A 21,504-nucleotide genomic window follows, 5' to 3' on the forward strand; every position below is an offset into this window, starting at 1 on the left:
GTTATCTGAGGGCACGCCGCGATCACGCCTTGCTGCACCGTGAGACGCTCCGAAAAAAAGAACGGGATTACACCCGGCCAAGGAGATACGTCATGACCCGTTTCCCGCATATCTTTGCCTGGCTCGACGACGTCGCCAGCGACCTGCGCGCCGTGCGCCAGGATATCCACGCCCACCCCGAACTCGGCTTCGAGGAGAACCGCACCGCGGCGCTGGTTGCCCGTTCCCTGGAGGAATGGGGCTACCAAGTGCATAGCGGTATCGGCAAGACCGGTGTGGTCGGTGTGCTGCGCAATGGCAGCAGCCCGCGCCGGCTGGGCCTGCGCGCCGATATGGACGCCTTGCCGATCATCGAGAACAGCGGCGTGGCCTACAGTAGCCGCCACAGCGGGTGCATGCATGCCTGCGGGCACGACGGCCACACCGCCATGCTCCTCGGCGCGGCGCGCTACCTGGCGGCCACGCGCCAGTTCGACGGCACCCTGACCCTGATTTTCCAGCCGGCCGAAGAAGGCCAGGGCGGCGCCGAAGCGATGCTCGCCGACGGCCTGCTGGAGCGTTTTCCCTGCGATGCGCTGTTCGGCATGCACAACATGCCGGGGCTGCCGGCCGGTTACCTGGGCTTTCGCGAAGGGCCGATGATGGCCTCCCAGGACCTGCTCACCGTGACCCTGGAAGGCGTGGGCGGGCACGGTTCGATGCCGCACCTGACGGTCGATCCGCTGGTGGCCGCGGCCAGTGTGGTGATGGCCTTGCAAACCGTGGTGGCGCGCAACATCGATGCCCAGGAGGCGGCAGTGGTGACGGTCGGTGCGCTGCAGGCCGGCGAGGCGGCCAACGTCATTCCGCAACAGGCGTTGCTGCGCCTGAGCCTGCGGGCGCTGAACGCGCCGGTGCGCGAGCAGATGCTCGAACGGGTCAAGGCGATCATCCACACCCAGGCCCAGAGCTTTGGCTGCTCGGCCAGCATCGAACACCGCCCGGCCTATCCGGTGCTGGTCAACAGCCCGGAGCAGACCGAATTCGCCCGCCAGGTGGGGGTGGCGCTGCTGGGCGAGCAGGCGGTCGACGGCAACACGCGCAAGCTGATGGGCAGCGAAGACTTCGCCTGGATGCTGCAACGCTGCCCCGGCAGCTACCTGTTCATCGGCAACGGCCTGTCCCGGCCGATGGTCCACAACCCCGGCTACGACTTCAACGACGACATCCTGCTGACCGGCGCCGCCTATTGGGCCGCGCTGGCCGAGAGCTGGCTCGAGCCGGCCTGAGTTTTCCCTTTCTTCTGCCGCTGAATCGGGCGCCGTGGCGCCCGGCACTTCCCATAAGGGCCCGACTCGTTACCCGAGAGGCCCGACAAGAATAGAAGGACAGCGCTCATGCACGCCTCGAGATCCAGTGTTTCGCGTACCCGGCAAGTGGTCGCCGCGGTGATCGGCAACGCCTTGGAGTGGTACGACTTCATCGTCTACGGCTTTCTGGCCAGCATCATCGCCCGGCAGTTTTTTCCCTCCGACGACGAGTACGCCTCGCTGCTGATGGCCCTGGCCACCTTCGGCGTGGGCTTCTTCATGCGGCCGGTGGGCGGCGTCCTGCTGGGCATGTATTCGGACCGCAAAGGCCGCAAGGCTGCCATGCAGCTGATCATCCGCCTGATGACAGTGTCCATCGCCCTGATCGCCTTTGCCCCCAACTACGCGGCCATTGGCATGGGCGCGCCGCTGATGATTGTGGTCGCGCGGATGCTGCAGGGTTTCGCCACCGGCGGCGAATACGCCAGCGCCACGGCTTTCCTGGTGGAAAGCGCGCCGGCCCATCGCAAGGGCCTGTACGGCTCCTGGCAACTGGTCGGGCAATGCCTGGCGGTGTTCTCCGGGGCGGCGATGGTGGCGCTGGTCACCCATCTGTTTTCGCCCGAGGACCTCGATCTGTGGGGCTGGCGCCTGCCGTTCGTGATTGGCCTGCTGATCGGTCCGGTGGGCCTGTGGATCCGCAAGTACATGGAAGAGCCGGAAGCCTTCGTCGAGGCCCGCAAGCAGGTGCGCGGCAACGGCCCGGGCCTGATGCAGGTCATACGTGAGCACCGGCGCAGCATCCTGGTGTCCATGGGCCTGGCCTGTGGCGCGACGGTGTCGTTCTACGTGGTGCTGGTGAACATGCCGACCTTCGCCCACAAGAACCTCGGCTTGCCGCTGGACCAGGTGTTGCTGGTGCAGATGTTCGCGGTGGCGCTGATGACGGTGGTGATTCCATTGTCCGGCGCCCTGTCGGACCGGCTGGGGCGGCGCCCGGTGTTGCTGGCCTTTACCCTGGCGTTTTTTGTCATGGTCTACCCGCTGTACGTCTGGGTGGCCGCGGCGCCGTCGATCGAGCGGCTGCTGGTGATGCAGGTGCTGCTGTGCAGCGCCATCGGCGGCTTCTTCGGCCCGGCGCCGACCGCGCTGGCCGAACAGTTCCCGGTGCAGGTGCGTTCCACCGGGGTGTCGGTGGCCTACAACGTGGCGGTCATGGTCTTCGGCGGCTTTGCCCCGCTGATCGTGACCTGGCTCAGCAAGGTGCTGGGCACCCCGGTGGCCCCGGCGTTTTATGTATTGTTTGCCTGCGTGTTGACGCTGCTGGGCACTTATTGCCTGCATGAGGCACCCAAAGAGAAGAAACCGAGCGCACTGAATTTCGGGGTGAAACCTTGATGGATATCGCAGCACAAGACTTTGGGCCCATCGTTGAGCTGGGCGCCGTCGAACTGTCCCGGGCGATCCACGCCCGCAGGTTTTCCTGTCGCGAAGTGATGTTGGCCTACCTGGACCGGATCGAGCGCTGCAACCCCCGGGTCAATGCCCTGGTGTCCCTGCGCGAGCGCCAGGTGTTGCTGGCCGAGGCCGAGGAGCGCGACCGCCAGCTGGACCGGGGCCAGTCCATGGGCTGGATGCACGGCATGCCCCAGGCGATCAAGGACCTGGCGGCCACCGCCGGGCTGCGCACCACCCTGGGCTCGCCGCTGTTCGCCGAACAGATACCGGCCCACGACGCCATCTGCGTGGCGCGGGTCCGGGCCAGCGGGGCGATCATCGTCGGCAAGAGCAACGTGCCGGAGTTCGGCCTGGGCTCGCAAACCTACAACAAGGTGTTCGGCACCACCGGCAACGCCTACGACCCGAGGCTGAATGCCGGCGGCAGCAGTGGCGGGGCTGCGGTGGCCCTGGCGCTGCGCATGCTGCCGGTGGCCGATGGCAGCGACATGATGGGCTCGTTGCGCAACCCGGCGGCCTTCAACAATGTCTTTGGCCTGCGCCCGTCCCAGGGCCGGGTGCCTCACGGCCCGGCACCGGAGCTGTTCGTCCAGCAACTGGCCACCGAGGGGCCGATGGGCCGCAGCGTGGCCGATATCGCGCGCTTGCTGGGCACCCAGGCCGGGTACGACCCGCGGGTGCCCTTGTCGCTCAAGGACGACCCGGCGATCTTCAACGAGCCCTTGCAACGGGATTTTCGCGGCGCGCGCCTGGGCTGGCTGGGGGACTTCGACGGCTACCTGGCCATGGACGACGGCGTGCTGGCGCTGTGCGAAGCGGCGCTGGGGGACTTTCGCCAACTGGGCTGCGAGGTCGAAGCCTGCCAGCCGGCGTTTTCCATGGCGGCGCTGTGGCAGTGCTGGCTGGTGCATCGGCATTGGCTGGTCCAGGGCAACCTGGGGCCGCTGTATGCCGACCCGCAGAAGCGCCACCTGCTCAAGCCCGAGGCGCAGTGGGAAGTCGAGGGCGGGCTGGGCCTGAGCGCGGCGGAGGTCTACCGCGCCTCGCAGGTTCGCAGCGATTGGTACCGGGCCCTGGAGCGCCTGTTCGAACGTTACGATTTCCTGCTGCTGCCCAGCGCCCAGGTGTTCCCTTTCGATGCAGGGGTGCCATGGCCACGCTTTGTCGGAGGGCGGGAGATGGACACCTACCATCGTTGGATGGAAGTGGTGATCGGTCCGACCCTGGCCGGCCTGCCGAGCCTCAGCGTGCCGGTCGGCTTCAATCCGGCGGGCTTGCCCATGGGCATGCAGATCATCGGCCCGGCCCAGGCCGACCGGGCGGTGTTGCAGCTCGGTCATGCCCACGAACAACTGACGCAGTGGGTCAGGCGCCGGCCGCCTGGTCATCCGTTGTAACCCTCGAACCGGGGTGTGCGGGTTTATCGGGCCCGCATCTTGCTGCGTAAAACGCTCATCCATCCGCTTATCAGGGAGGTCGGCATATGGCCAGCAAGGTAGAAACCGGCAGTGTGCGTTCGGTCGAACGGGCCTTGGCGATCGTCGAGCTGCTGGGCCAGCACCAGGCCCTGGGCCTGGAGGAACTGCACTACCTGACGGCGCTGCCCAAGGCCACGGTATCGCGCATGCTCCTGACGTTGCAGGAGCAGGGCTGGATCTATCGCGGCCTGAGCGACCGGCGCTATCGGCTGTGCGCCAGGCGGCTGTTCGGCGACCAGCAGCAACGCTTCAAGCGGCAGTTGGTGGAGCGTGCCGCGCCCTGGTTGCAGGCGTTGAGCGAGCGCACCGGGCTGGTGGTCGACCTGTCGTGTTTCGACGGCGAGCGCCTGGAGGTCATGGAAAGTTCGATCCCGGCAGTGCTGCGCAAGCGTTACCCGCATAACTGCCAGATCGTCGGCCACTATTCGAGCCTGTTCCATTCGGCGATGGGCAAGGCCTGCCTGGCCGAACTGGATCACGAGCAAGTCCAGCGCCTGGCCGTCCGCGAGCGGGTGCCCCAGGAGGACCAGTACCGCGCCTGCGAACAATCCCAGCATCAGGGTTTCGGCCAGCGCACCGAGGGTTATTGGGAGTACCCGGTGCGGCTGCCGTTCCTGATCCGCGCCGTGGCCTTGCCGATTCGTGACCAGGGCCGGCTGGTGGGCAGCATGGCCCTGCACTGGCCGATGGACCAGGCGCCGGTGGAGCGGGTGCTGAGTTTGCACCTGGCGAGCCTCGAGGCGACTGTCCACGATGTCGAGCGCAGCTTGATCTAGACTCAGCCGCTCGGCCTGGCATTGCGGCGTATCCGGACCACCGGCTGCCCTGTTCGGGGCCGCTGCAAGGCCATCGTGGCCTACGGCAGCGGCTACAGGGGACCGGGGATCTTTTTCGTCTTTATGCACTCCGAGTATTCGCCGTTCACGGCCCTGTCGCTGTTTGCAAGCGCACGCGGGCCGGTTAAGGTTCGGCTCAGATTTCTCGACCCCATGAGTCTTCCATGTTCAACGCCTCTTTCCCCAAGGCCCTGGCCGCTTTGCTGTTGGCCTGCGCGGCCTGGCCGGCCCAGGCCAACTGGTACCTGGACAACGAGTCCTCGCGCCTGTCTTTCGTCACCACCAAAAATGCCAATGTTTCCGAAGTCCATCGTTTCCTGGTCCTGCACGGCAAGGTCGACGCCAAGGGCATGGCGCAGTTGGAAGTCGAGCTGGACTCGATCAACAGCGGGATTCCGCTGCGCGACGAGCGCATGCGCAAGGAGCTGTTCGAGATCGAGCGGCATCCGGATGCCCTGATCAACGCGCAAATCAACCTGCGGCCGATCAACGACCTGGCGCCCGGCGCGCAGATCGAACTGCGCCTGCCGGTCAATGTCACCCTGCACGGCAAACAGCACGAATACACCGCCGAACTGCTGGCCACGCGCCTGGACGATCGACGCTTCCAGGTGGTGACCCTGGAGCCGCTGGTGCTCAACGCTGCCGATTTCGACCTGGTGCCGGGGCTCGAAACCCTGCGCAAGGCGGCCGGCCTGTCGGCGATCAGCCTGTCGGTGCCGGTGGGTGCGGTGCTGATCTTCACGGCGCGTTGATATGGCGGGCGCGGTCTTTCCCTGGCGTGAAGGCAATCGTTTCGAGCTGCTGATCGACGGTCCGAGTTTTTTCCCGCGGATGCTGGTGGCGATCGCCCGGGCCCGTGAGCAGGTGGAACTGGAGCTGTACCTGGTGGAGGCGGGCGCCTGCGCCGAGGCCATGGTCCAGGCCCTGACCCAGGCCGCCGAGCGCGGGGTGCGGGTGCGTTGCCTGTTCGATGACTACGGCAGCCTGGCCTTCACCATGGGCCTGCGCCAGCGCTTGACCGGCGCCGGGGTCGAGTTGCGTTTCTACAATCGCCTGAGCTGGCGCCGCGGGGTGCGCAACCTGTATCGCGACCACCGCAAGTTGCTGCTGGTGGATCAGGAGCTGGCGGTGGTCGGCGGCACCGGCGTGACCGATGAATTCTGGAACCCGCTGCAGGACAGCTGCGACTGGCATGAAGTCATGGTGGAAATCAGCGGCCCGCTGGTGCTCGACTGGCAGATGCTGTTCGACCGGCAGTGGATCGCCAACCGCTATCGCACCGCCTGGAAGCCGGCGTCGAACTTCGGTCTGCCACGCCTGCCGCGCGTGCCGGCCCAGGGCGAGGGCATGGGCCGGGTGGCCTATGCCGACGCCCGGCAACACCGGGACATTCTGCAATCGCTGGTGCGCGCGCTGAACAGCGGGCACCGGCGGATCTGGCTGGCGACCCCGTATTTCCTGCCGACCTGGAAGGTTCGCCGCTCCCTGCGCCGCGCGGCCGGACGCGGGGTGGACGTGCGCCTGCTGCTGACCGGGCCGCGCACCGATCACCCGTCGGTGCGTTATGCCGGGCATCGTTATTACCCGCGCCTGCTGCGGGCCGGGGTGAAAATCTTCGAATACCAGCCACGTTTCCTGCACCTGAAGATGGTGCTGATCGACGATTGGGTGAGCATCGGCTCGTGCAACTTCGATCACTGGAACCTGCGTTTCAACCTCGAGGCCAACCTCGAAGCCCTCGACATGCCACTGACCGATGCGGTGCTTGCAAGCTTCCTCGCCGACTTCGACCAGAGCCAGGAAGTCAGCCTCGAAGCCTGGAAAAACCGCCCGCTGTGGCGGCGGATCAAGCAGCGGATCTGGGGCTGGGTGGACCGGCTGGTGGTGAACCTGCTCAATCGCCGCGACTGACCCCGCCCTGGCCTGGTACGGCTTCTGCTTCTGTAGGAGCCAAGCTTGCTGGCGATGCGGGCAACGCGGCGTGTCAGGGAAATCGCTATCGCGGGCAAGCCTCGCTCCTACACCGACCTGGCGCGGCTTGTGCTTCTGTAGGAGCCAAGCTTGCTGGCGATACGGGCAACGCGGTGTGTCAGGAGAATCGCTATCGCGGGCAAGCCTCGCTCCTACATAGGAGCGAGGCCGGGGGGAGGGTTACAGCAGTTCGAAGCTCTGTTGCTTGACGTCTCGGGAGTCCAGGCCGATCTCGACCTTGAACTCGCCCGGTTCCGCGGCGTACTTGAGCTGGGCGTTGTAGAACTTCAGGTCGTCTTCGCTGATGCTGAAGTGGATCACCTTCTGTTCGCCGGCCTTGAGCTGCACTTTCTGGAAGCCCTTCAGCTCCTTGATCGGGCGGATGATGGAGCCGGCGACGTCCTGGATATACAGCTGCACCACGGTTTCGCCGTCGCGCTTGCCGGTGTTTTTCAGGGTCACGCTGGCGTCGAGCTTGCCGCTCTTGTTCAGGGTGGTCGACGACAGGGCCATGTCCGACAGGCTGAACGTGGTGTAGCTCAGGCCATAACCGAACGGAAACAGGGGACCTGTAGTGTCGTCGAAATACTGCGAGGTGTAGTTGCCCGGCTTGCCCGGGGTGAACGGCCGGCCGATGGTCAGGTGGTTGTAGTAGGTCGGGATCTGCCCCACCGAACGCGGGAAGGTGATCGGCAGCTTGCCGGACGGGTTGTAGTCGCCGAACAGCACGTCGGCGATGGCGTTGCCGCCTTCGGTGCCGCTGAACCAGGTTTCCAGGATCGCGTCGGCCTGTTGGTTCTCGTCGAGCAGCGCCAGCGGGCGGCCGTTCATCAACACCAGCACCAGCGGCTTGCCGGTGGCCTTGAGGGCCTTGATCAGCTCGCGCTGGCTGGCCGGGATGTGCAGGTCGGTACGGCTCGAGGATTCGTGGGACATGCCCCGCGATTCGCCCACCGCCGCCACCACCACATCAGCCTGCTGCGCGGCCTTCACCGCTTCGTCGATCAACTGCTGGGCCGGGCGTGGATCGTCCACCACTTCCGGGGCATCGAAGTTGAGGAAGTTCAGGTAGTCGACCACGGCCTTGTCGGCGGTGATGTTCGAGCCACGGGCGTAGATCAGTTGCGCCTTGTCGCCCAGGGCGTTGCTCATGCCGTCGAACAGGGTGACCGATTGCGCCGGCACGCCGGCAGCGGCCCAACTGCCCATCATGTCGATCGGCGCCTTGGCCAGCGGGCCGACCAGGGCGATCTTGCCGGCCTTTTTCAGCGGCAGGGTTTCATTGGCGTTCTTCAGCAGCACCAGGCTGCGGCGCGCCACATCGCGGGCGTCGCTGCGGTGCAGGCGGCTTTCGGCGTTGGTGTCGGCCGGGTCTTGCTCGGCCTTGCCGATGCGCAGGTAGGGGTTGGCGAACAGGCCCATGTCGTACTTGGCGGCCAGCACTTCGCGCACGGCGTTGTCCAGGTCGCGCTGGCTGACCTCGCCGGACTTGATCAGCCCCGGCAGTTCCTTGGCGTACAGCGAGTCGTTCATGCTCATGTCGATGCCGGCCTTGATCGCCAGCTTGGCGGCTTCGCGGCCGTCCTTGGCGACACCGTGGCGCATCAGCTCGACGATGGCGCCGTGGTCGCTCACCGCCAGGCCCTTGAAGCCCCACTCCTTGCGCAGCAGGTCGTTCATCAGCCAGGTGTTGGAGGTGGCCGGCACGCCGTTGATCGAGTTCAACGCCACCATCACCCCGCCGGCACCGGCGTCGATCGCGGCGCGGTAGGGCGGCAGGTAGTCCTGGTACATCTTCACCGGGCTCATGTCGACGACGTTGTAGTCGCGACCGCCTTCGACCGCGCCGTACAGGGCGAAGTGCTTGACGCTGGCCATGATGCTGTCGGCGTTCTTCGGGCTGTCGCCCTGGTAGGCCTTGACCATGACCTTGGCGATGCGCGAGACCAGGTAGGTGTCTTCGCCGAAGCCTTCGGAGGTGCGGCCCCAGCGTGGGTCGCGGGAGATGTCGACCATCGGCGCGAAGGTGATGTCCAGGCTGTCGGCGCTGGCTTCCTGGGCGGCGATGCGCCCAGAGCGGCCGATGGCGTCCATGTCCCAGCTCGACGCCAGGGCCAGGGGGATCGGGAAGATCGTGCGGTGGCCGTGGATCACGTCATAGGCGAAGAACATCGGGATCTTCAGCCGGCTGCGCATGGCCGCGTCCTGCATCGGCCGGTTTTCCGGGCGGGAGATGGAGTTGAAGGTGCCGCCGATGCGGCCGGCGGCGATTTCCTTGCGGATCATCTCGCGGGGCATTTCCGGGCCGATGCTGATCAGGCGCAACTGGCCGATCTTTTCATCCAGGGTCATCTGCTTGAGCAGGTTGTCGATGAAGGCGTCCTTGTTCTGCAGGACCGCATCGGAAAAGGGTTTTTCCTGGGCCGCTACCGGCGTGGTGGCGGCCAGGGCAGGGTGACTGGCCAGGCTGACCAGCAAGCCCAGCAAACACAGCTTCTTCATGAATATTGTTCTCTAGGGCCTAAAACAGACGCGATCAGTACGCGTCGAGCGGCCGAAAATTGGGAGAGCGGCTAATAAAGGAACGACTATTGTTGTTCGGATAAATGCAGCACACTTCTGAACTCTTTTTCGCGCTGGGCATCTTTTAGCCGATTGGCCCGATGCAATCCAGTGGTGGCGGCAGATTATGTCGATGCACTCGATTCAAAGGGTTACAGGTTCCATCCCCTAGGTTGCAAGGAGCGTCACCACCATGAACGTACGACAGAGCCTGTGCTCAAGCTGGCCGATGATGGCATTGCTGCTGCTCAGCAGCCTGCTCAGTGGCTGCGGGATCAACAACATCCCGACCCTCGACGAACAGGCCAAGGCGGCCTGGGGCCAGGTACAGAACCAGTACCAGCGTCGCGCCGACCTGATCCCCAACCTGGTGGAAACGGTCAAGGGCTACGCCAGGCACGAACAGGAGACCCTGACCGCGGTGATCGAGGCGCGGGCCAAGGCCACCTCGATCCAGGTCGATGCCAGCACCCTGGACAACCCGGAAAGACTCAAGCAGTACCAGCAGGCCCAGGACCAGCTGACCGGTGCCTTGAGCCGCCTGATGGTGGTGTCCGAGCGTTATCCGGACCTCAAGGCCAACCAGAACTTCCTGGCCCTGCAGTCGCAGCTCGAAGGCACCGAGAACCGTATCGCCGTGGCCCGTCGCGATTTCATCCTCGCGGTGCAGAAGTACAACACCGAGATCCGCACCTTCCCCGGCCGCCTGTGGCACAGCGTGATGTACAGCGACCTGCCGGTGCGCGAGACCTTCGAGGCCACCAGCCCCGACGCGGACAAAGCGCCAGAAGTGAAGTTCTGATCAACAGCGGCTGCCCGCGGATCGCCCGAGCGGCCGCGGGATCCGGCCCGGCGTTACCACGGATGAGGTTCCAATGCGCGTGTTGAGAGTTGGCCTGGTGCTGTTGCTCTGGGTGTTTGCGATAACGGCCCAGGCCGAGCTGAAGTTCCCGGCGCTGAGCGGGCGGGTGGTGGACAACGCCCAGATGATCGAGCCGGCGGTGCGCCAGCAACTGACCCAGGAGCTGGCGTCCCACGAGCAGTCCACCGGCGAGCAGGTGGTGGTCGTGACCCTGCCGGACCTGCAAGGCACCAGCATCGAAGACTTCGGCTATCAGCTGGGGCGCTACTGGGGCATCGGCCAGAAGAACAAGAACAACGGCGCCTTGTTGATCGTCGCCCGCGATGATCGCAAGCTGCGCATCGAAGTCGGTTACGGCCTGGAAGACCGCCTGACCGACGCGCAAAGCTCGGTGATCATCCATCAGGTGATCACCCCGGCCTTCAAGGCCGGCAATTTCAGCAAGGGCATCAGCGACGGCGTGTCGGCCATGTTGCTGGTGCTGGGCGGCAATCCGCTGGACGAGCCGAGCACCGCCTATGACGGTGGCGGCGAGCGCGGCGGTGAGTTTTTCGATCGGCATCCCGGCGCCCTGGTGTTCCTGGTGCTGCTGTTTATCGTGACGATCTTCGTCTGCCAGTTGCTTGGCATCCTGCCCAGCGGTGGCGGCGGGCGTGGCGGTTCAGGCGGTTTTGGCGGGGGCGGTTTTGGTGGCGGAGGCTTTGGCGGCGGAGGCGGTGGGGGCTTCAGCGGTGGCGGTGGTAGCTTTGGCGGCGGCGGATCGTCAGGCGGCTGGTGACTAAAAATAATCGATGAGTATGGGAAGACATGGCACTACTGAGTGAGTACGAACAACGGCAGGTCGCCGAGGCGATCGCCCGGGTCGAACAGCAGACCGATGCCGAACTGGTCACCGTGCTGGCCGCCCGCGCCGACGACTACGCCTATATCCCCTTGCTCTGGGCCAGCCTGCTGGCGCTGATCGTGCCGGGCGTGGTGCATTACGCCACCGGCTGGATGAGCATGCACCTGTTGCTGCTGGTGCAGTGGGCGACCTTTATCGTGCTCTGCCTGGTGTTTCGCATTCCACGCATTACCACCCGCCTGATCCCGCGCTCGGTACGCCACTGGCGCGCCTCGAACCTGGCCCGCCGCCAGTTTCTCGAACAGAACCTGCACCACACTGTCGGCAGCACCGGGATGCTGATCTTCGTCTGCGAAGCCGAGCGCTATGTGGAGATCCTGGTGGACGAGGGCATTTCCAAGCGCCTCGACGACAAGACCTGGGACACCATCGTCCAGACCTTCACCCAGCAGGTGAAGCAGGGGCAGACCCTGCAAGGCTTCATCACCTGCATCGAGGCCTGCGGCGAACTGCTCAAGGTGCATGTGCCGGTGACCCACGTGCGCAACGAACTGCCCAACCGCCTGGTGGTCCTGGCCTGATTTCCCCTCCGTTCCTGTAGCCGCTGCCGCAGGCTGCGATCGGCCGAAGGCCGTGGCGTCCGCAAGATCGCTGGAGGTCCTGCGGACCTTGCGCAGCCTTCGGCAGCGGCTACAGGAAGCCCACTCCCGTGGAATTCTGCGCCGCCGGGTAAATAACTCCGTGCCCCGGCGGGCCATCCCCCCTAAAATACCCGCCATTCCCCGATTCACACCCGCACCGCCCGAGGCGCCTTTTTCCATGTCTGCAACCGCAACCCCCGCCAGCCTCGCGCCGGATCATCACGCCCAGTTTCTCGAGCTGCTGGAAACCAGCCTGGCGCAGAACGCCTTTATCAAACTGGTGCTGGCCAAGCATGTGGGGGCCGAGGCGGATTTGCAGCGGCTGATCATCAAGCAGCTGACGGTCAAGGAGCAGCCGTGCCTGTCCTTCGTCTACCGCTACAAGACCCGCGACATCACCAAGAACTTCCCCCTGGGCGAAGGCGTGGCGCTGATCGCCGGGCTGCTGCCGGCGTCGTTCAAGAACGCACACCTGCTGTCGCTCACCGATGAAGTGCAGCTCGAATACAGCAAGAAGGGCAAAAGCTCGCTGTTCAAGGGCAAGGCCCAGCAGCAGCGCGAAGTGCCGTCCGCCGAGCACAACCGCGAGAAGAACCGCTACCTGGAGCTGAGCCGGCCGTTCCTCACCGACCTGGGGGTGACCAACAAGCAGCACGAGTTGATCCCGGCGATGTCGCGCAAGTGGAAGCAGATCAACAAGTTCATCGAGGTCTTCAGCCATGCGCTGAGTTCGTCGCCGATCGACCTGCAGCAGCTGGTGCGGGTGGCGGACTTCGGCTCTGGCAAGGGCTACCTGACCTTCGCCATCCACGACTACCTGTGCAACACCTTGCAGGCGCAAGGGCAGGTGACCGGTGTCGAACTGCGCGAAGACATGGTGACCCTGTGCAACGCCGCGGCGGCGCGCCTGGACCATCAGGGCCTGGAGTTCAAATGCGGCGACGTGCGCAGCGTGGCGCCGAGCGAGCTGGACGTGATGATCGCCCTGCATGCCTGCGATATCGCCACCGACTACGCGATCCACACCGGCATTCGTTCCGGCGCGTCGATCATCATGTGCTCGCCGTGCTGCCACAAGCAGATCCGCCCGCAGATGCAGAGCCCGGCGCTGCTCAAGCCGATGCTGCAATACGGCCTGCACCTGGGCCAGCAGGCGGAGATGGTTACCGACAGCCTGCGCGCGCTGTTCCTCGAAGCCTGTGGCTACGAGACCAAGGTCTTCGAGTTCATCTCCCTGGAACACACCAACAAGAACAAGATGATCCTCGCGGTCAAACGCGCCGAGCCCCAGGACCCGACCCAGCTGCTGGCGAAGATCGGCGAGCTCAAGGCCTTCTACCACATCAGCGAGCACTGCCTGGAAACCCTGCTGCGGGCCGACGGCTACCTGGGCTGACCACGCGCCTGTAGCCGCTGCCGCAGGCTGCGATCGGCACCGAAGGGGCCGCAAACCAGGCGACGCGCTACATCTGACAGGGCCGGGATACCGCCTTTGCGCCGGCTACGCCGTCGATCGTCCGAACGCGGCTCGAACCTGCGGCAGCGGCTACAGGGCGCGTGCTGGGGTTGCTTGCTGCACGGCAGTCTTGCGCCCGAGCATCACGGTAAGGATCACGCCCACGGCGAACAGCCAGGTGACCGGTTCCACCTGTTCGCCGAAGAACAGCGCCGAGAAGGCGATGGTGAAGAAGATCTGCAGCAGCTGGATCTGGCTGACCCGGGCGATACCGCCCATGGCCAGCCCGGCGTACCAGGCAAAAAAGCCGATGAACTGCGAGAACAGCGCCACGTAGCCGAAGGCCCACCAGGTCTTTGCCGAAACCGCGCCCTGATGCTGCGCCGCGAGGTACCAGACCGGACCGATCAACAGCGGCGTCGACAGCACCAGGGCCCAGCAGATCACCTGCCAGCCGCCCATCTCCCTGGCCAGCCGGCCGCCTTCGGCATAACCCAGCCCGCCGACCGCAATCGCCCCGAGCATCAGCAAGTCGCCGGCCTGGATACTGCCGGCGCCGCTGATCAGCGCGTAACCCAGGACCAATGCGCTGCCCAGTGCGGCGCAGCCCCAGAAGGCTTTCGACGGCCGTTCATGGGACAGCCACGCCGCGTACAGCGCCACGCACAAGGGTTGCAGGCCATTGACCAGCGCGCCGTGGGACGCCGGCAGGGTCTGCATGGCCCAGGCCGACAGCACCGGAAACCCCAGGATCACCCCGGCGATCACCAGGCTCAGGCCTTTGATCTGGTGCCAGGTCGGCCATTTTTCCCGCCGCCAGAGCAACAGCAGCGCCGCTGGGATCGCCGCGAACAGCGCCCGTCCCAGGCCGTTGAGCAGTGGGTGAAGTTCCTGCACCACGATGCGGGTGAAGGGCAGGGTCAGGCTGAAAATAACCACGCCGAGCAGGCCCAGGGCCATGCCGGTGTTTTCGCGGGAAGACATGATGACAACCGTTTTTTATTGGGGAAGGGCAGGTGCGCTTATCTAGCCATAAACCCACCGCGGCACCCTGTTACAGCTGTACGCAGAGTTATCCATACAGTTCGGCTTCTGTAGGAGCGGCCGGTCGACGCTCGATTGCCCGCGATGAACGATAACGTGGTGTATCAGGCAATTCGCGTCGCCTTTATCGCGGGCAAGCCTCGTTCCTACGGGGCAGCGGAGAGCATGCTCTTCTGCAGGAGCGAAGCTTGCTCGCGATGAACGATAACGCGGTGTATCAGGCAATCCGCGTCGCTTTTATTGTGGGAAAGCCTCGTTCCTGCAGGCCATGGATCACGCTTTTTTGTAGGAGCGAAGCTTGCTCGCGATGAACGATGACGCGGTGTATCAGGCAATCCGCGTTGCCTCTATCGCGGGCAAGCCTCGCTCCTACAGAAGCGTTGAGGGCGTAGTACCGGGTTATTACCCGGCCTCGCGGATAAGGACTACCTTGAACATTCCTGTTTTCCCTTGAAGAGGAGTCATCTCCATGGCCGCGAAAAAAATCCTCATGCTGGTCGGCGATTACGTCGAGGACTACGAAGTGATGGTGCCGTTCCAGGCGCTGCTGATGGTCGGCCACACCGTGCATGCGGTGTGCCCGGACAAAAAGGCCGGGCAGACCGTGCGTACCGCGATCCACGACTTCGAAGGCGACCAGACCTACAGCGAAAAACCGGGCCATCAGTTCGCCCTGAACTTCGACTTCGCCAAGGTCGAGGCGGCCGATTACGACGCGCTGCTGATACCCGGCGGTCGCGCCCCGGAGTACCTGCGGCTGAACGAAAAAGTCCTGCAACTGGTGCAGGCCTTCGACCAGGCTGGCAAGCCGATCGCCGCCGTCTGCCACGGTGCCCAGCTGCTGGCCGCGGCGGGTATTCTCGAAGGCCGCGAGTGCAGCGCCTATCCGGCCTGCGCCCCGGAAGTGCGCCTGGCCGGTGGGACCTATATCGATATCCCGGTGACGGACAGCCACGTTCAAGGCAATCTGGCGACAGCCCCGGCCTGGCCGGCGCACCCCAGCTGGCTGGCCGGTTTCCTCGGCCTGCTGGGCACCAAAATCACCCTGTAAACGGATGACCCGCTGGCGCTGCTTTTCCGTCAGGAAGCAGCGCCATCGTCCTACTTCCAACCGAGGAGTGCCCAGCATGTGTGAGCTCTACGTCAAAGCCGACCCGATCCTCTACGAGTCCCGCTCGCGCTCGCTGCGCATCTGCGGGGTGGTCACCACCCTGCGCCTGGAGAACCAGTTCTGGGACATCCTCAGCGAAATCGCCGAAGTCGATGGCATGACCACCAACCAGTTGATCGCCAAGCTCTACGAAGAAGTGATGGATTACCGCGGCGAGGTGGTGAATTTCGCCTCCTTCCTGCGGGTCAGTTGCACCCGCTACCTGAGCCAGCGCCGCAGCGCCACGCCGGAACTCAGCGTAGTGCGCAGCGCCACCAAATAACCCCGCACCCCTGTAGCCGCTGCCGAGCTTTGTAGCCGCTGCCGAGCCTTGGCGAGGCTGCGATCGCCTGCGTAGCAGGCGCCAAGCCAGGCAACCCCATACATCAAACATACCGCGTCGCCAGGTTTTACTGAGCCAGCGCCGCAGCACCACCAAATAACCCCGCACCTTGTAGCCGCTGCGGAGCCCTGGCGAGGCTACGATCGACTTGGGCGGCACTCCGACGTAGCAGGCGTCAAGCCAGGCGACGCCATACATCAGACATACCGCGTCGCCAGGTTTTACGGGGCTGCGCCCCGATCGCAGCCTCGCCAGGGCTCGGCAGCGGCTACAGGATTCGTTTCAGGTCATGAGGTCGGGCGCGTGCCATCGAGCAGGGCATCCACCACTGCCCGGGCCATTTCCACCGAATGCACCATGGACCAGATCAGCCCGCGCTCGACGCCGCTGGCGCGTTCGGTGATTTCATCGGAAACCTCCTCGGCGCATTTGAGCAGCAGGGAAACGTGCATCAGCGCGTCTTCGGCATTGACGCCGGGCTGCACGGCGAACAGCGGGTTGTGCTGGCCATCGCGCAGGCCAAAGGGGCGGTGGCGAGTGGCTTGCAAGGTGGCGATCAGGCTGGCGTTGGCGCGATCCAGTTCCGGGTCGCGCAGTTTACGAGGGGATTGCAGGGGGGGATCGGGGACGAGCTTTTTCATGAGGTGATTTCTCCAGTTGTTCAAGGAACCGCCGGGTCTCACTTCCACATGAGAGGTGGCAGCCGTACGCAGGTGTGGAAGACCGGACTGAAGAACCGGCGCACCCGAGGGTGCCCCACGTACAGCCGCCATAAAACGAACTCACCAGGACTGAAGGTCACTGATGTTTTCGTATGAGACGAATTGCACGCTCTCCAGAACCGAACTTCCACATCCGGGCCGCTGATTTTGCAGCGACCCAGGCAGACTGCCTGATCGGTTTGAGGGGGACAAGACGCTCAAAGGCGTTGGGGATTTTCTAGGAAATACCTTACAAAACAAAGCGAAACTTCTTCTCTGCCCAGCACCTCTCCCTGACCAATACCTGTAGCCGCTGCCGAGCTTGCGAGGCTGCGATGGTCCGGGCCACGCTGGTCGCAGGACCTCCAGCGGCTGTGAGAATGTCATCGCGGGCAAGCCTCGCTCCTACAGGTCCGTGGCGATCTTGGCTTGTGTAGGAGCCAGGCTTGCCGGCGATGCGGGCAACGCGGTGTGTCTGACGTACTGCCATCGCGAGCAAGCTCGCTCGTACAGGGATAGGCGTTCCTTTGTAGGAGCGAGCTTGCTCGCGATGGCGATCGATCAGGCAACGCTGCTTCAGAAGAACCGCGTCACGCTGATCTTGGCGTTACGCCCCAGGCTGGAGGCGTTTTCGCCGCTCAGGGGCGGGCGGTAATCGCGGTTGAACATGTTGTCCAGGGTGAAGTTGACCTCGGTGCCCTTGAGGTATGGCTGCTGCGGTTTCCAGTTGGCGAACAGGCCTTGCACGTTGTAGCGGTCGTTCTCGTACTGGTCCCAGTAGGAATCGCCCGCGGCGCTGGCCGGGCCGCTCGGGTAGATGTCGCTCGGCACGCGGTCGGTCTGGCGTACCCACTGGCCCTGCCAGCCCACTTGCGCATCCCACTGCGGGATTTTCACCCCCAGGGTGGCGACCCACTTGCGTGGCGGGATGTCCCGGGCCCAGACATTCGGCCCCCAGGGGTTGGTGTAGGCGCCTTCATGCTTGCCGGTGATCCAGGAGTAGGACAGCGAGCCGAACAGGTAGGTCGAATCGTAGAAGCTCTCGACTTCGAAGCCCTTGATGGTCAGGTCGCCGATATTGCGGTAGACCCCGATGGTCGGCTGGTTGCACACCTGGCCGATGCTCTTGCCGCCGCTCAGTTGCTCGGGGCAGCCGATCCCCAGGTTCTTCATGATTTCGTCCTTGATCTCATTGCGAAACACCGTGGTGCGGATCTGCAGGCTGTCGGCCTGGGTCAGGACGTCGGAGAAGCGGGTGATGTTACCGGCGCGCAACGCGGTGATGCGCTCCGGGTCGAGGTCGCGGCTGGTGGAGGAGCGGGTGGTGCCGGCCGCCTGGACTTCGTACTGCTCGTCGATCACCGGCGCGCGCCAGGTCTTGCTGTAGTCGGCGAACAGGGCGAATTGCGGGGTGACCGTCCAGAACGCCGACAGCCGTGGCGACCAACCGGTGTAAGTCTTGTCGCCGTAATCGTGGCCGACCACCGGGTCGGGGCTGTTGTAGACCGGCGCGTCGTTTTTCTGCCCGCGGTTGCGCACATGGTCGTAGCGCAGGGACGGGGTCAGGGTGAAGTTGCCCAGGGTGATGGCGTCCTGGATATAGAAGGCGTTGTTGTCGACCTTGCCATGGGGCATGAAGCCCGGCTGGTAATGCCCGTTGTTGTACTTGGGCACCTCGTAGGTCTTGCCCGGCATCCACATGTCCACTTCGCGGTCGTGCTTGCGGATCTGGATGCCCTGGGTCAGGGCATGTTCCAGCGGGCCGGTGTTGAAGCGGCTGGTGTTTTTCAGCGAGAGGATCCTGTCCTCGTAACCCACGGTGATCTTGCGGCCACCGGAGGCGGGCTGGGCATAGGCATTCGGGCCGCGTTCGTCGGTCTGGTCGGTCTTGGAGTCGGAGTACTTGGCCTCGAAGTCGATCCACGGGTTGTCCAGCGGCGTGTACTGGTACTTGGCCTGCCAGGTGGTGTCGATGGTGTTGCGCTGGGCCAGGAAGCGCCGGGTGGCGCCGTCGTAACCGTACTTGTCGATATCGCGCTGGGTCGGCGGCGTCGGGTAGCTCTTGGCCGAGAAGGGCGCCCAGATATCACTGTTGGAGCGCATGTAGCTCAAACCCAGACGATGTTCGTCGGTCAGTTGCATGTTCAGCTTGAACAGCTCGCCGTCCAGGTCCTGGGCGGTGTTGGGCAGGCGCTTGGGGTTGATCGGGTAGGCGTTGCGCGGGTCCGGCTGGGCGCTGGCCAGCTTCATGTCATCGCCGTCGCGTTTGGTCCAGTAGGCCAGGGCATCGAAACGCCGGTCCTCGGTGCGCCCGTACACCGCGCCGGTGTAGGCCTGCTCATGGCTGTTGCTGCTGTAGCCGTACTTGAGCATGGCGCCGGTGTCGCGGCCTTCTTGCAGCAGGTCGGGGGCGTCCTTGGTTTCCATGTGCACGGTGCCGCCGAAACCGCCGTTGCCGGTCTCGGGCGAGTGCGGGCCCTTTTCCACTTCGATGCGCTTGATCAGTTCCGGCTCGATGAAGATCGAGCCCTGCTGGTAGCGTTCGAAGCCGCTCTTGGTCGCGCCGTCGACACTCATCGGCACGTCTTCGGCATCGCCCAGGCCCCAGATGTTGATGGTCTGGCCACCGGGTTTGAGCGAACCGCCGAGGCTGACGCCGGGCAGGGTGGCGATCAGGCTGGGAATGTTGGTGGCCTGGTGGCGATCGATCTCGGCCTGGTTCAGGGTCGAGCGGCCGACCGTGGCGGAGTCCACTTCCAGGCCGCTGCCGATGACGCTCATGGCGCCCAGCTGCAACGCCGAACTGCGGGTGCTGCTGTTTTCCGCGGGGCGCACCACGTAGGTCTGGTCGACCTTGACCAGGCTGAACTGGCTGCCGCCCAGCAGTTGCTGGATCGCCGCCTCGGGGCTGAAGTCGCCCTTCAGCGCCGGGGCCTTCACGTTGCGCAGCAACTCTTCGTCGAACAGCAACTGGATCTTCGCCTGCTGCGCCACCTGGCTCAGCGAGGCCGCCAGCGGCTGGGCGGGCAGGGCGAAGGCGAACGATTCGGCCTGAATCTGCGCCTGGCCCTGCAGGCTGAACGCCAGGCAGGCGGCGAGCAAGGTCGGACGCGAACAGATGAGCTGCAAGTGATAAGGCACGCGAAACATGAAATCCCCCGGAGCGGCGACAAAGGCCAGAAAAGGTGTGCGTAAACAACGCAGACCGGAGGAAGACGCGTCAGTAAACTAAAACCTCATATGCGAATGAAAAATATTCGCATATGAGTTTCAGCGCCGGGCTTCGATGCGCACGCGGCCGTCGGCCAGGGCCACGGTTTTCACCGGGATCAGCGCCGGCAGGGCCTTGATCAGGGCGTCCGGATCCCGCACATCGAGGTTGCCCGAGACCTTGAAGTTGCCCAGGGCGCCGTCGGCCAATAACACCGGCTGGCGGCGATAGAGGTTCAACTCGTCCACCAGGCTGGCCAGGTCGCGATTGCGAAAGGCCAGGTGGCCGCCGCGCCAGTCGGCGACCTCGGCGACGTTCACGGGCTGTTCCCGCAGGGTGCCGCTGGCGTAGTCATAGATGCCACGCTGGCGGGCACCGAGCAGCAGCGGGTCGGTTTTTTGTTCGTCGGGAACGAAGGCCACCTGGCCATGGGCGACGCTGACCACCAATTGTTTTTCGCCGCGGCGCACATCGAAGCCGGTGCCGACCACCCGCACCCGGGCCGCGCCGGCATGCACCCACAGCGGCCGTTCCTTGTCGGCGGCGACTTCCAGGTACAGCTGGCCCTGGTCCAGATAGAGGTTGCGTTGCTGCGCCGTAAAGTCGATGCGCAAACGGGTGTTGGCGTTGACGTACAGGGTACTGCCGTCGGGCAGGTTGAAGCTGCGCATGCCCTGGCGTTGCGCGGCGATCTGCTGCGAATAGATCGCCGGCGGTGCACCCAGTTCGATGGCCAGCAATGCGCAGACCAGCGCGGCGGCCACCGCCAGGGCCGGACGCCAGCGCGGCTTTTTGCTCAGCGGCAGCGGCGTCGGTCGGTTCAGTGGTTCGAGTTCGGCCAGGTCGGCCCACAAGCGCTCGAACTCGGCATAAGCCCGGGTGTGGGCCGGTTCGCTGGACCAGGCCGCGAAGGCGTCGCGCGTGGCCTGGCTGCGATCGTCGCGATTGCGGGTGAACCAGCCGGCCGCCTGGGCATCGATGCTGTCGATCTGCTGCTCGGTGTCGTGGGGGCGGGTCATTGCGCTTGCTCCTTGCCGTGTTCCTGTTCCAGGCGCTGCTTGCAGTGCAGCAGGGCAAAGGCGATGTGTTTTTCCACCATGCTCAGGGAGATGCCCATGCGTTCGGCGATCTGCGCCTGGCTCAGGCCTTCGAAGCGGTGCAGCATAAGGGCTTCGCGGCGGCGCGGCGAGAGTTCGGCGAGCACGCTCTTCAAGCGCTCCAGGCGTTGCAGGCGCTGGGCCGCGGGCAGTGGCTCGTGGTGTTCGTCGGCCAGCGGCTCGGGTTCTGTTGCATGCGGTTCGTGGTGCACCTTGTGCCTGACCTTCTGCCGGCGCCAGTGATCGCGCAGCAGGTTGCGCGCCATCTGGAACAGAAAGGCGCGGGGTTGTTCGACCTTGGCCCGGTCGCGGTAATCGAGCCATTGGGTGAAGACGTCCTGGGTCATGTCCGCCGCATCGCTGGCGTTGTCCGTGCGTTTACGCAGGTAATGCAGGATGTCCGCATAGAACCCGCGGACGGGGTCCGCCGAGGTGGGGTCGGGCTTGAAGCGAGACATGAAAATCCTTCGCAAGTACTGCCGGGCAGAAAGGTCGCGAATGATATCGAGAATTATTGCTATTTGTCTGCATGAGTTTCGCTTCATGAACCGGATGCGA

General features: G+C 64.7%; 18 protein-coding genes. 12 read left to right on the forward strand and 6 right to left on the reverse strand.

What is annotated here, in order from left to right:
- Positions 1-92: 92 nt before the first annotated feature.
- From PVZ80_RS23130 to PVZ80_RS23155, 6 genes are all read left to right on the forward strand, one after another.
- Positions 93-1,268, forward strand: a complete 1,176-nt coding sequence (locus PVZ80_RS23130; protein ID WP_435307268.1) for a M20 aminoacylase family protein — start codon at positions 93-95, stop codon at positions 1,266-1,268.
- Between the two features lie 108 nt (positions 1,269-1,376).
- Positions 1,377-2,687, forward strand: a complete 1,311-nt coding sequence (locus tag PVZ80_RS23135) for a citrate-proton symporter (protein ID WP_009047426.1) — start codon at positions 1,377-1,379, stop codon at positions 2,685-2,687.
- A complete protein-coding gene (locus PVZ80_RS23140) occupies positions 2,687-4,144 on the forward strand; it encodes an amidase (RefSeq protein ID WP_016702081.1) in 1,458 nt (485 codons plus the stop codon). The genes PVZ80_RS23135 and PVZ80_RS23140 overlap by 1 nt, the downstream gene beginning before the upstream one ends.
- A gap of 86 nt (positions 4,145-4,230) precedes the next feature.
- On the forward strand, positions 4,231-5,001 hold the full coding sequence (locus PVZ80_RS23145; RefSeq protein ID WP_009047428.1) for an IclR family transcriptional regulator: 771 nt from the start codon (positions 4,231-4,233) through the stop codon (positions 4,999-5,001).
- A 224-nt stretch (positions 5,002-5,225) separates the two neighbouring features.
- The gene (locus PVZ80_RS23150; protein WP_016702082.1) at positions 5,226-5,816 is read left to right on the forward strand and encodes a YceI family protein; all 591 of its coding nucleotides are present in this window, start codon (positions 5,226-5,228) and stop codon (positions 5,814-5,816) included.
- A 1-nt stretch (position 5,817) separates the two neighbouring features.
- Positions 5,818-6,975: a phospholipase D-like domain-containing protein gene (locus PVZ80_RS23155; RefSeq protein ID WP_028681787.1), complete on the forward strand. Its 1,158-nt coding sequence runs from the start codon at positions 5,818-5,820 to the stop codon at positions 6,973-6,975.
- A gap of 240 nt (positions 6,976-7,215) precedes the next feature.
- On the opposite strand, the gene bglX is transcribed toward PVZ80_RS23155, so the two are convergent.
- On the reverse strand, positions 7,216-9,537 hold the full coding sequence (bglX, locus tag PVZ80_RS23160) for a beta-glucosidase BglX (protein ID WP_016702084.1): 2,322 nt from the start codon (positions 9,535-9,537) through the stop codon (positions 7,216-7,218).
- A gap of 253 nt (positions 9,538-9,790) precedes the next feature.
- Between bglX and PVZ80_RS23165 the strand changes: the two genes are divergently transcribed.
- The 4 genes from PVZ80_RS23165 (at position 9,791) to PVZ80_RS23180 (ending at position 13,340) form a co-directional block, all read left to right on the forward strand.
- Positions 9,791-10,399 (forward strand): LemA family protein, encoded by a 609-nt coding sequence (locus PVZ80_RS23165; RefSeq protein WP_124307818.1) that lies wholly within the window; start codon positions 9,791-9,793, stop codon positions 10,397-10,399.
- A gap of 73 nt (positions 10,400-10,472) precedes the next feature.
- Entirely contained in the window at positions 10,473-11,237 is a 765-nt protein-coding gene (locus PVZ80_RS23170) for a TPM domain-containing protein (protein WP_016702086.1), read from the forward strand.
- Positions 11,238-11,266: 29 nt separating this feature from the next.
- On the forward strand, positions 11,267-11,884 hold the full coding sequence (locus PVZ80_RS23175) for a TPM domain-containing protein (RefSeq protein WP_028681786.1): 618 nt from the start codon (positions 11,267-11,269) through the stop codon (positions 11,882-11,884).
- A gap of 238 nt (positions 11,885-12,122) precedes the next feature.
- Complete coding sequence (locus tag PVZ80_RS23180) at positions 12,123-13,340, forward strand: class I SAM-dependent methyltransferase (RefSeq protein ID WP_041988785.1); 1,218 nt, start codon at positions 12,123-12,125, stop codon at positions 13,338-13,340.
- A gap of 150 nt (positions 13,341-13,490) precedes the next feature.
- Here the strand turns inward: PVZ80_RS23180 and PVZ80_RS23185 are convergent, their stop codons facing one another.
- Positions 13,491-14,384, reverse strand: coding sequence for a DMT family transporter (locus tag PVZ80_RS23185; RefSeq protein ID WP_101281927.1), 894 nt, complete (start codon positions 14,382-14,384; stop codon positions 13,491-13,493).
- A 529-nt stretch (positions 14,385-14,913) separates the two neighbouring features.
- On the opposite strand from PVZ80_RS23185, the gene PVZ80_RS23190 reads away from it, so the two are divergent.
- Together PVZ80_RS23190 and PVZ80_RS23195 are read left to right on the forward strand one after the other, a co-directional pair.
- Positions 14,914-15,495, forward strand: coding sequence for a DJ-1/PfpI family protein (locus PVZ80_RS23190; protein ID WP_025806788.1), 582 nt, complete (start codon positions 14,914-14,916; stop codon positions 15,493-15,495).
- Positions 15,496-15,571: 76 nt separating this feature from the next.
- On the forward strand, positions 15,572-15,877 hold the full coding sequence (locus PVZ80_RS23195) for a ribbon-helix-helix domain-containing protein (protein ID WP_009042529.1): 306 nt from the start codon (positions 15,572-15,574) through the stop codon (positions 15,875-15,877).
- A gap of 347 nt (positions 15,878-16,224) precedes the next feature.
- On the opposite strand, the gene PVZ80_RS23200 is transcribed toward PVZ80_RS23195, so the two are convergent.
- From PVZ80_RS23200 to PVZ80_RS23215, 4 genes are all read right to left on the reverse strand, one after another.
- Positions 16,225-16,578 carry a DUF6124 family protein gene (locus tag PVZ80_RS23200; protein ID WP_038581557.1) on the reverse strand — a complete coding sequence of 118 codons (354 nt, stop codon included), beginning with the start codon at positions 16,576-16,578 and terminating at the stop codon, positions 16,225-16,227.
- A gap of 636 nt (positions 16,579-17,214) precedes the next feature.
- The gene (locus PVZ80_RS23205) at positions 17,215-19,788 is read right to left on the reverse strand and encodes a TonB-dependent receptor (protein WP_124339682.1); all 2,574 of its coding nucleotides are present in this window, start codon (positions 19,786-19,788) and stop codon (positions 17,215-17,217) included.
- A 120-nt stretch (positions 19,789-19,908) separates the two neighbouring features.
- Positions 19,909-20,868 carry a FecR family protein gene (locus PVZ80_RS23210; protein WP_038630799.1) on the reverse strand — a complete coding sequence of 320 codons (960 nt, stop codon included), beginning with the start codon at positions 20,866-20,868 and terminating at the stop codon, positions 19,909-19,911.
- Complete coding sequence (locus PVZ80_RS23215; RefSeq protein WP_023968109.1) at positions 20,865-21,404, reverse strand: RNA polymerase sigma factor; 540 nt, start codon at positions 21,402-21,404, stop codon at positions 20,865-20,867. The genes PVZ80_RS23210 and PVZ80_RS23215 overlap by 4 nt, the downstream gene beginning before the upstream one ends.
- Between the last annotated feature and the right edge of the window lie 100 nt (positions 21,405-21,504).

The organism is Pseudomonas sp. B3G-3, assembly GCF_028640915.1.
In the GTDB taxonomy this organism is placed as follows: domain Bacteria; phylum Pseudomonadota; class Gammaproteobacteria; order Pseudomonadales; family Pseudomonadaceae; genus Aquipseudomonas; species Aquipseudomonas chlororaphis_I.

Excerpts from the sequence above, each read along its gene's own strand:
- PVZ80_RS23130 (WP_435307268.1), top strand. The coding sequence starts at position 93 with ATGACCCGTTTCCCGCATATCTTTGCCTGGCTCGACGACGTCGCCAGC.
- PVZ80_RS23135 (WP_009047426.1), top strand. The coding sequence starts at position 1,377 with ATGCACGCCTCGAGATCCAGTGTTTCGCGTACCCGGCAAGTGGTCGCC.
- PVZ80_RS23140 (WP_016702081.1), top strand. The coding sequence starts at position 2,687 with ATGGATATCGCAGCACAAGACTTTGGGCCCATCGTTGAGCTGGGCGCC.
- PVZ80_RS23145 (WP_009047428.1), top strand. The coding sequence starts at position 4,231 with ATGGCCAGCAAGGTAGAAACCGGCAGTGTGCGTTCGGTCGAACGGGCC.
- PVZ80_RS23150 (WP_016702082.1), top strand. The coding sequence starts at position 5,226 with ATGTTCAACGCCTCTTTCCCCAAGGCCCTGGCCGCTTTGCTGTTGGCC.
- PVZ80_RS23155 (WP_028681787.1), top strand. The coding sequence starts at position 5,818 with ATGGCGGGCGCGGTCTTTCCCTGGCGTGAAGGCAATCGTTTCGAGCTG.
- bglX (WP_016702084.1), bottom strand. The coding sequence starts at position 9,537 with ATGAAGAAGCTGTGTTTGCTGGGCTTGCTGGTCAGCCTGGCCAGTCAC.
- PVZ80_RS23165 (WP_124307818.1), top strand. The coding sequence starts at position 9,791 with ATGAACGTACGACAGAGCCTGTGCTCAAGCTGGCCGATGATGGCATTG.
- PVZ80_RS23170 (WP_016702086.1), top strand. The coding sequence starts at position 10,473 with ATGCGCGTGTTGAGAGTTGGCCTGGTGCTGTTGCTCTGGGTGTTTGCG.
- PVZ80_RS23175 (WP_028681786.1), top strand. The coding sequence starts at position 11,267 with ATGGCACTACTGAGTGAGTACGAACAACGGCAGGTCGCCGAGGCGATC.
- PVZ80_RS23180 (WP_041988785.1), top strand. The coding sequence starts at position 12,123 with ATGTCTGCAACCGCAACCCCCGCCAGCCTCGCGCCGGATCATCACGCC.
- PVZ80_RS23185 (WP_101281927.1), bottom strand. The coding sequence starts at position 14,384 with ATGTCTTCCCGCGAAAACACCGGCATGGCCCTGGGCCTGCTCGGCGTG.
- PVZ80_RS23190 (WP_025806788.1), top strand. The coding sequence starts at position 14,914 with ATGGCCGCGAAAAAAATCCTCATGCTGGTCGGCGATTACGTCGAGGAC.
- PVZ80_RS23195 (WP_009042529.1), top strand. The coding sequence starts at position 15,572 with ATGTGTGAGCTCTACGTCAAAGCCGACCCGATCCTCTACGAGTCCCGC.
- PVZ80_RS23200 (WP_038581557.1), bottom strand. The coding sequence starts at position 16,578 with ATGAAAAAGCTCGTCCCCGATCCCCCCCTGCAATCCCCTCGTAAACTG.
- PVZ80_RS23205 (WP_124339682.1), bottom strand. The coding sequence starts at position 19,788 with ATGTTTCGCGTGCCTTATCACTTGCAGCTCATCTGTTCGCGTCCGACC.
- PVZ80_RS23210 (WP_038630799.1), bottom strand. The coding sequence starts at position 20,868 with ATGACCCGCCCCCACGACACCGAGCAGCAGATCGACAGCATCGATGCC.
- PVZ80_RS23215 (WP_023968109.1), bottom strand. The coding sequence starts at position 21,404 with ATGTCTCGCTTCAAGCCCGACCCCACCTCGGCGGACCCCGTCCGCGGG.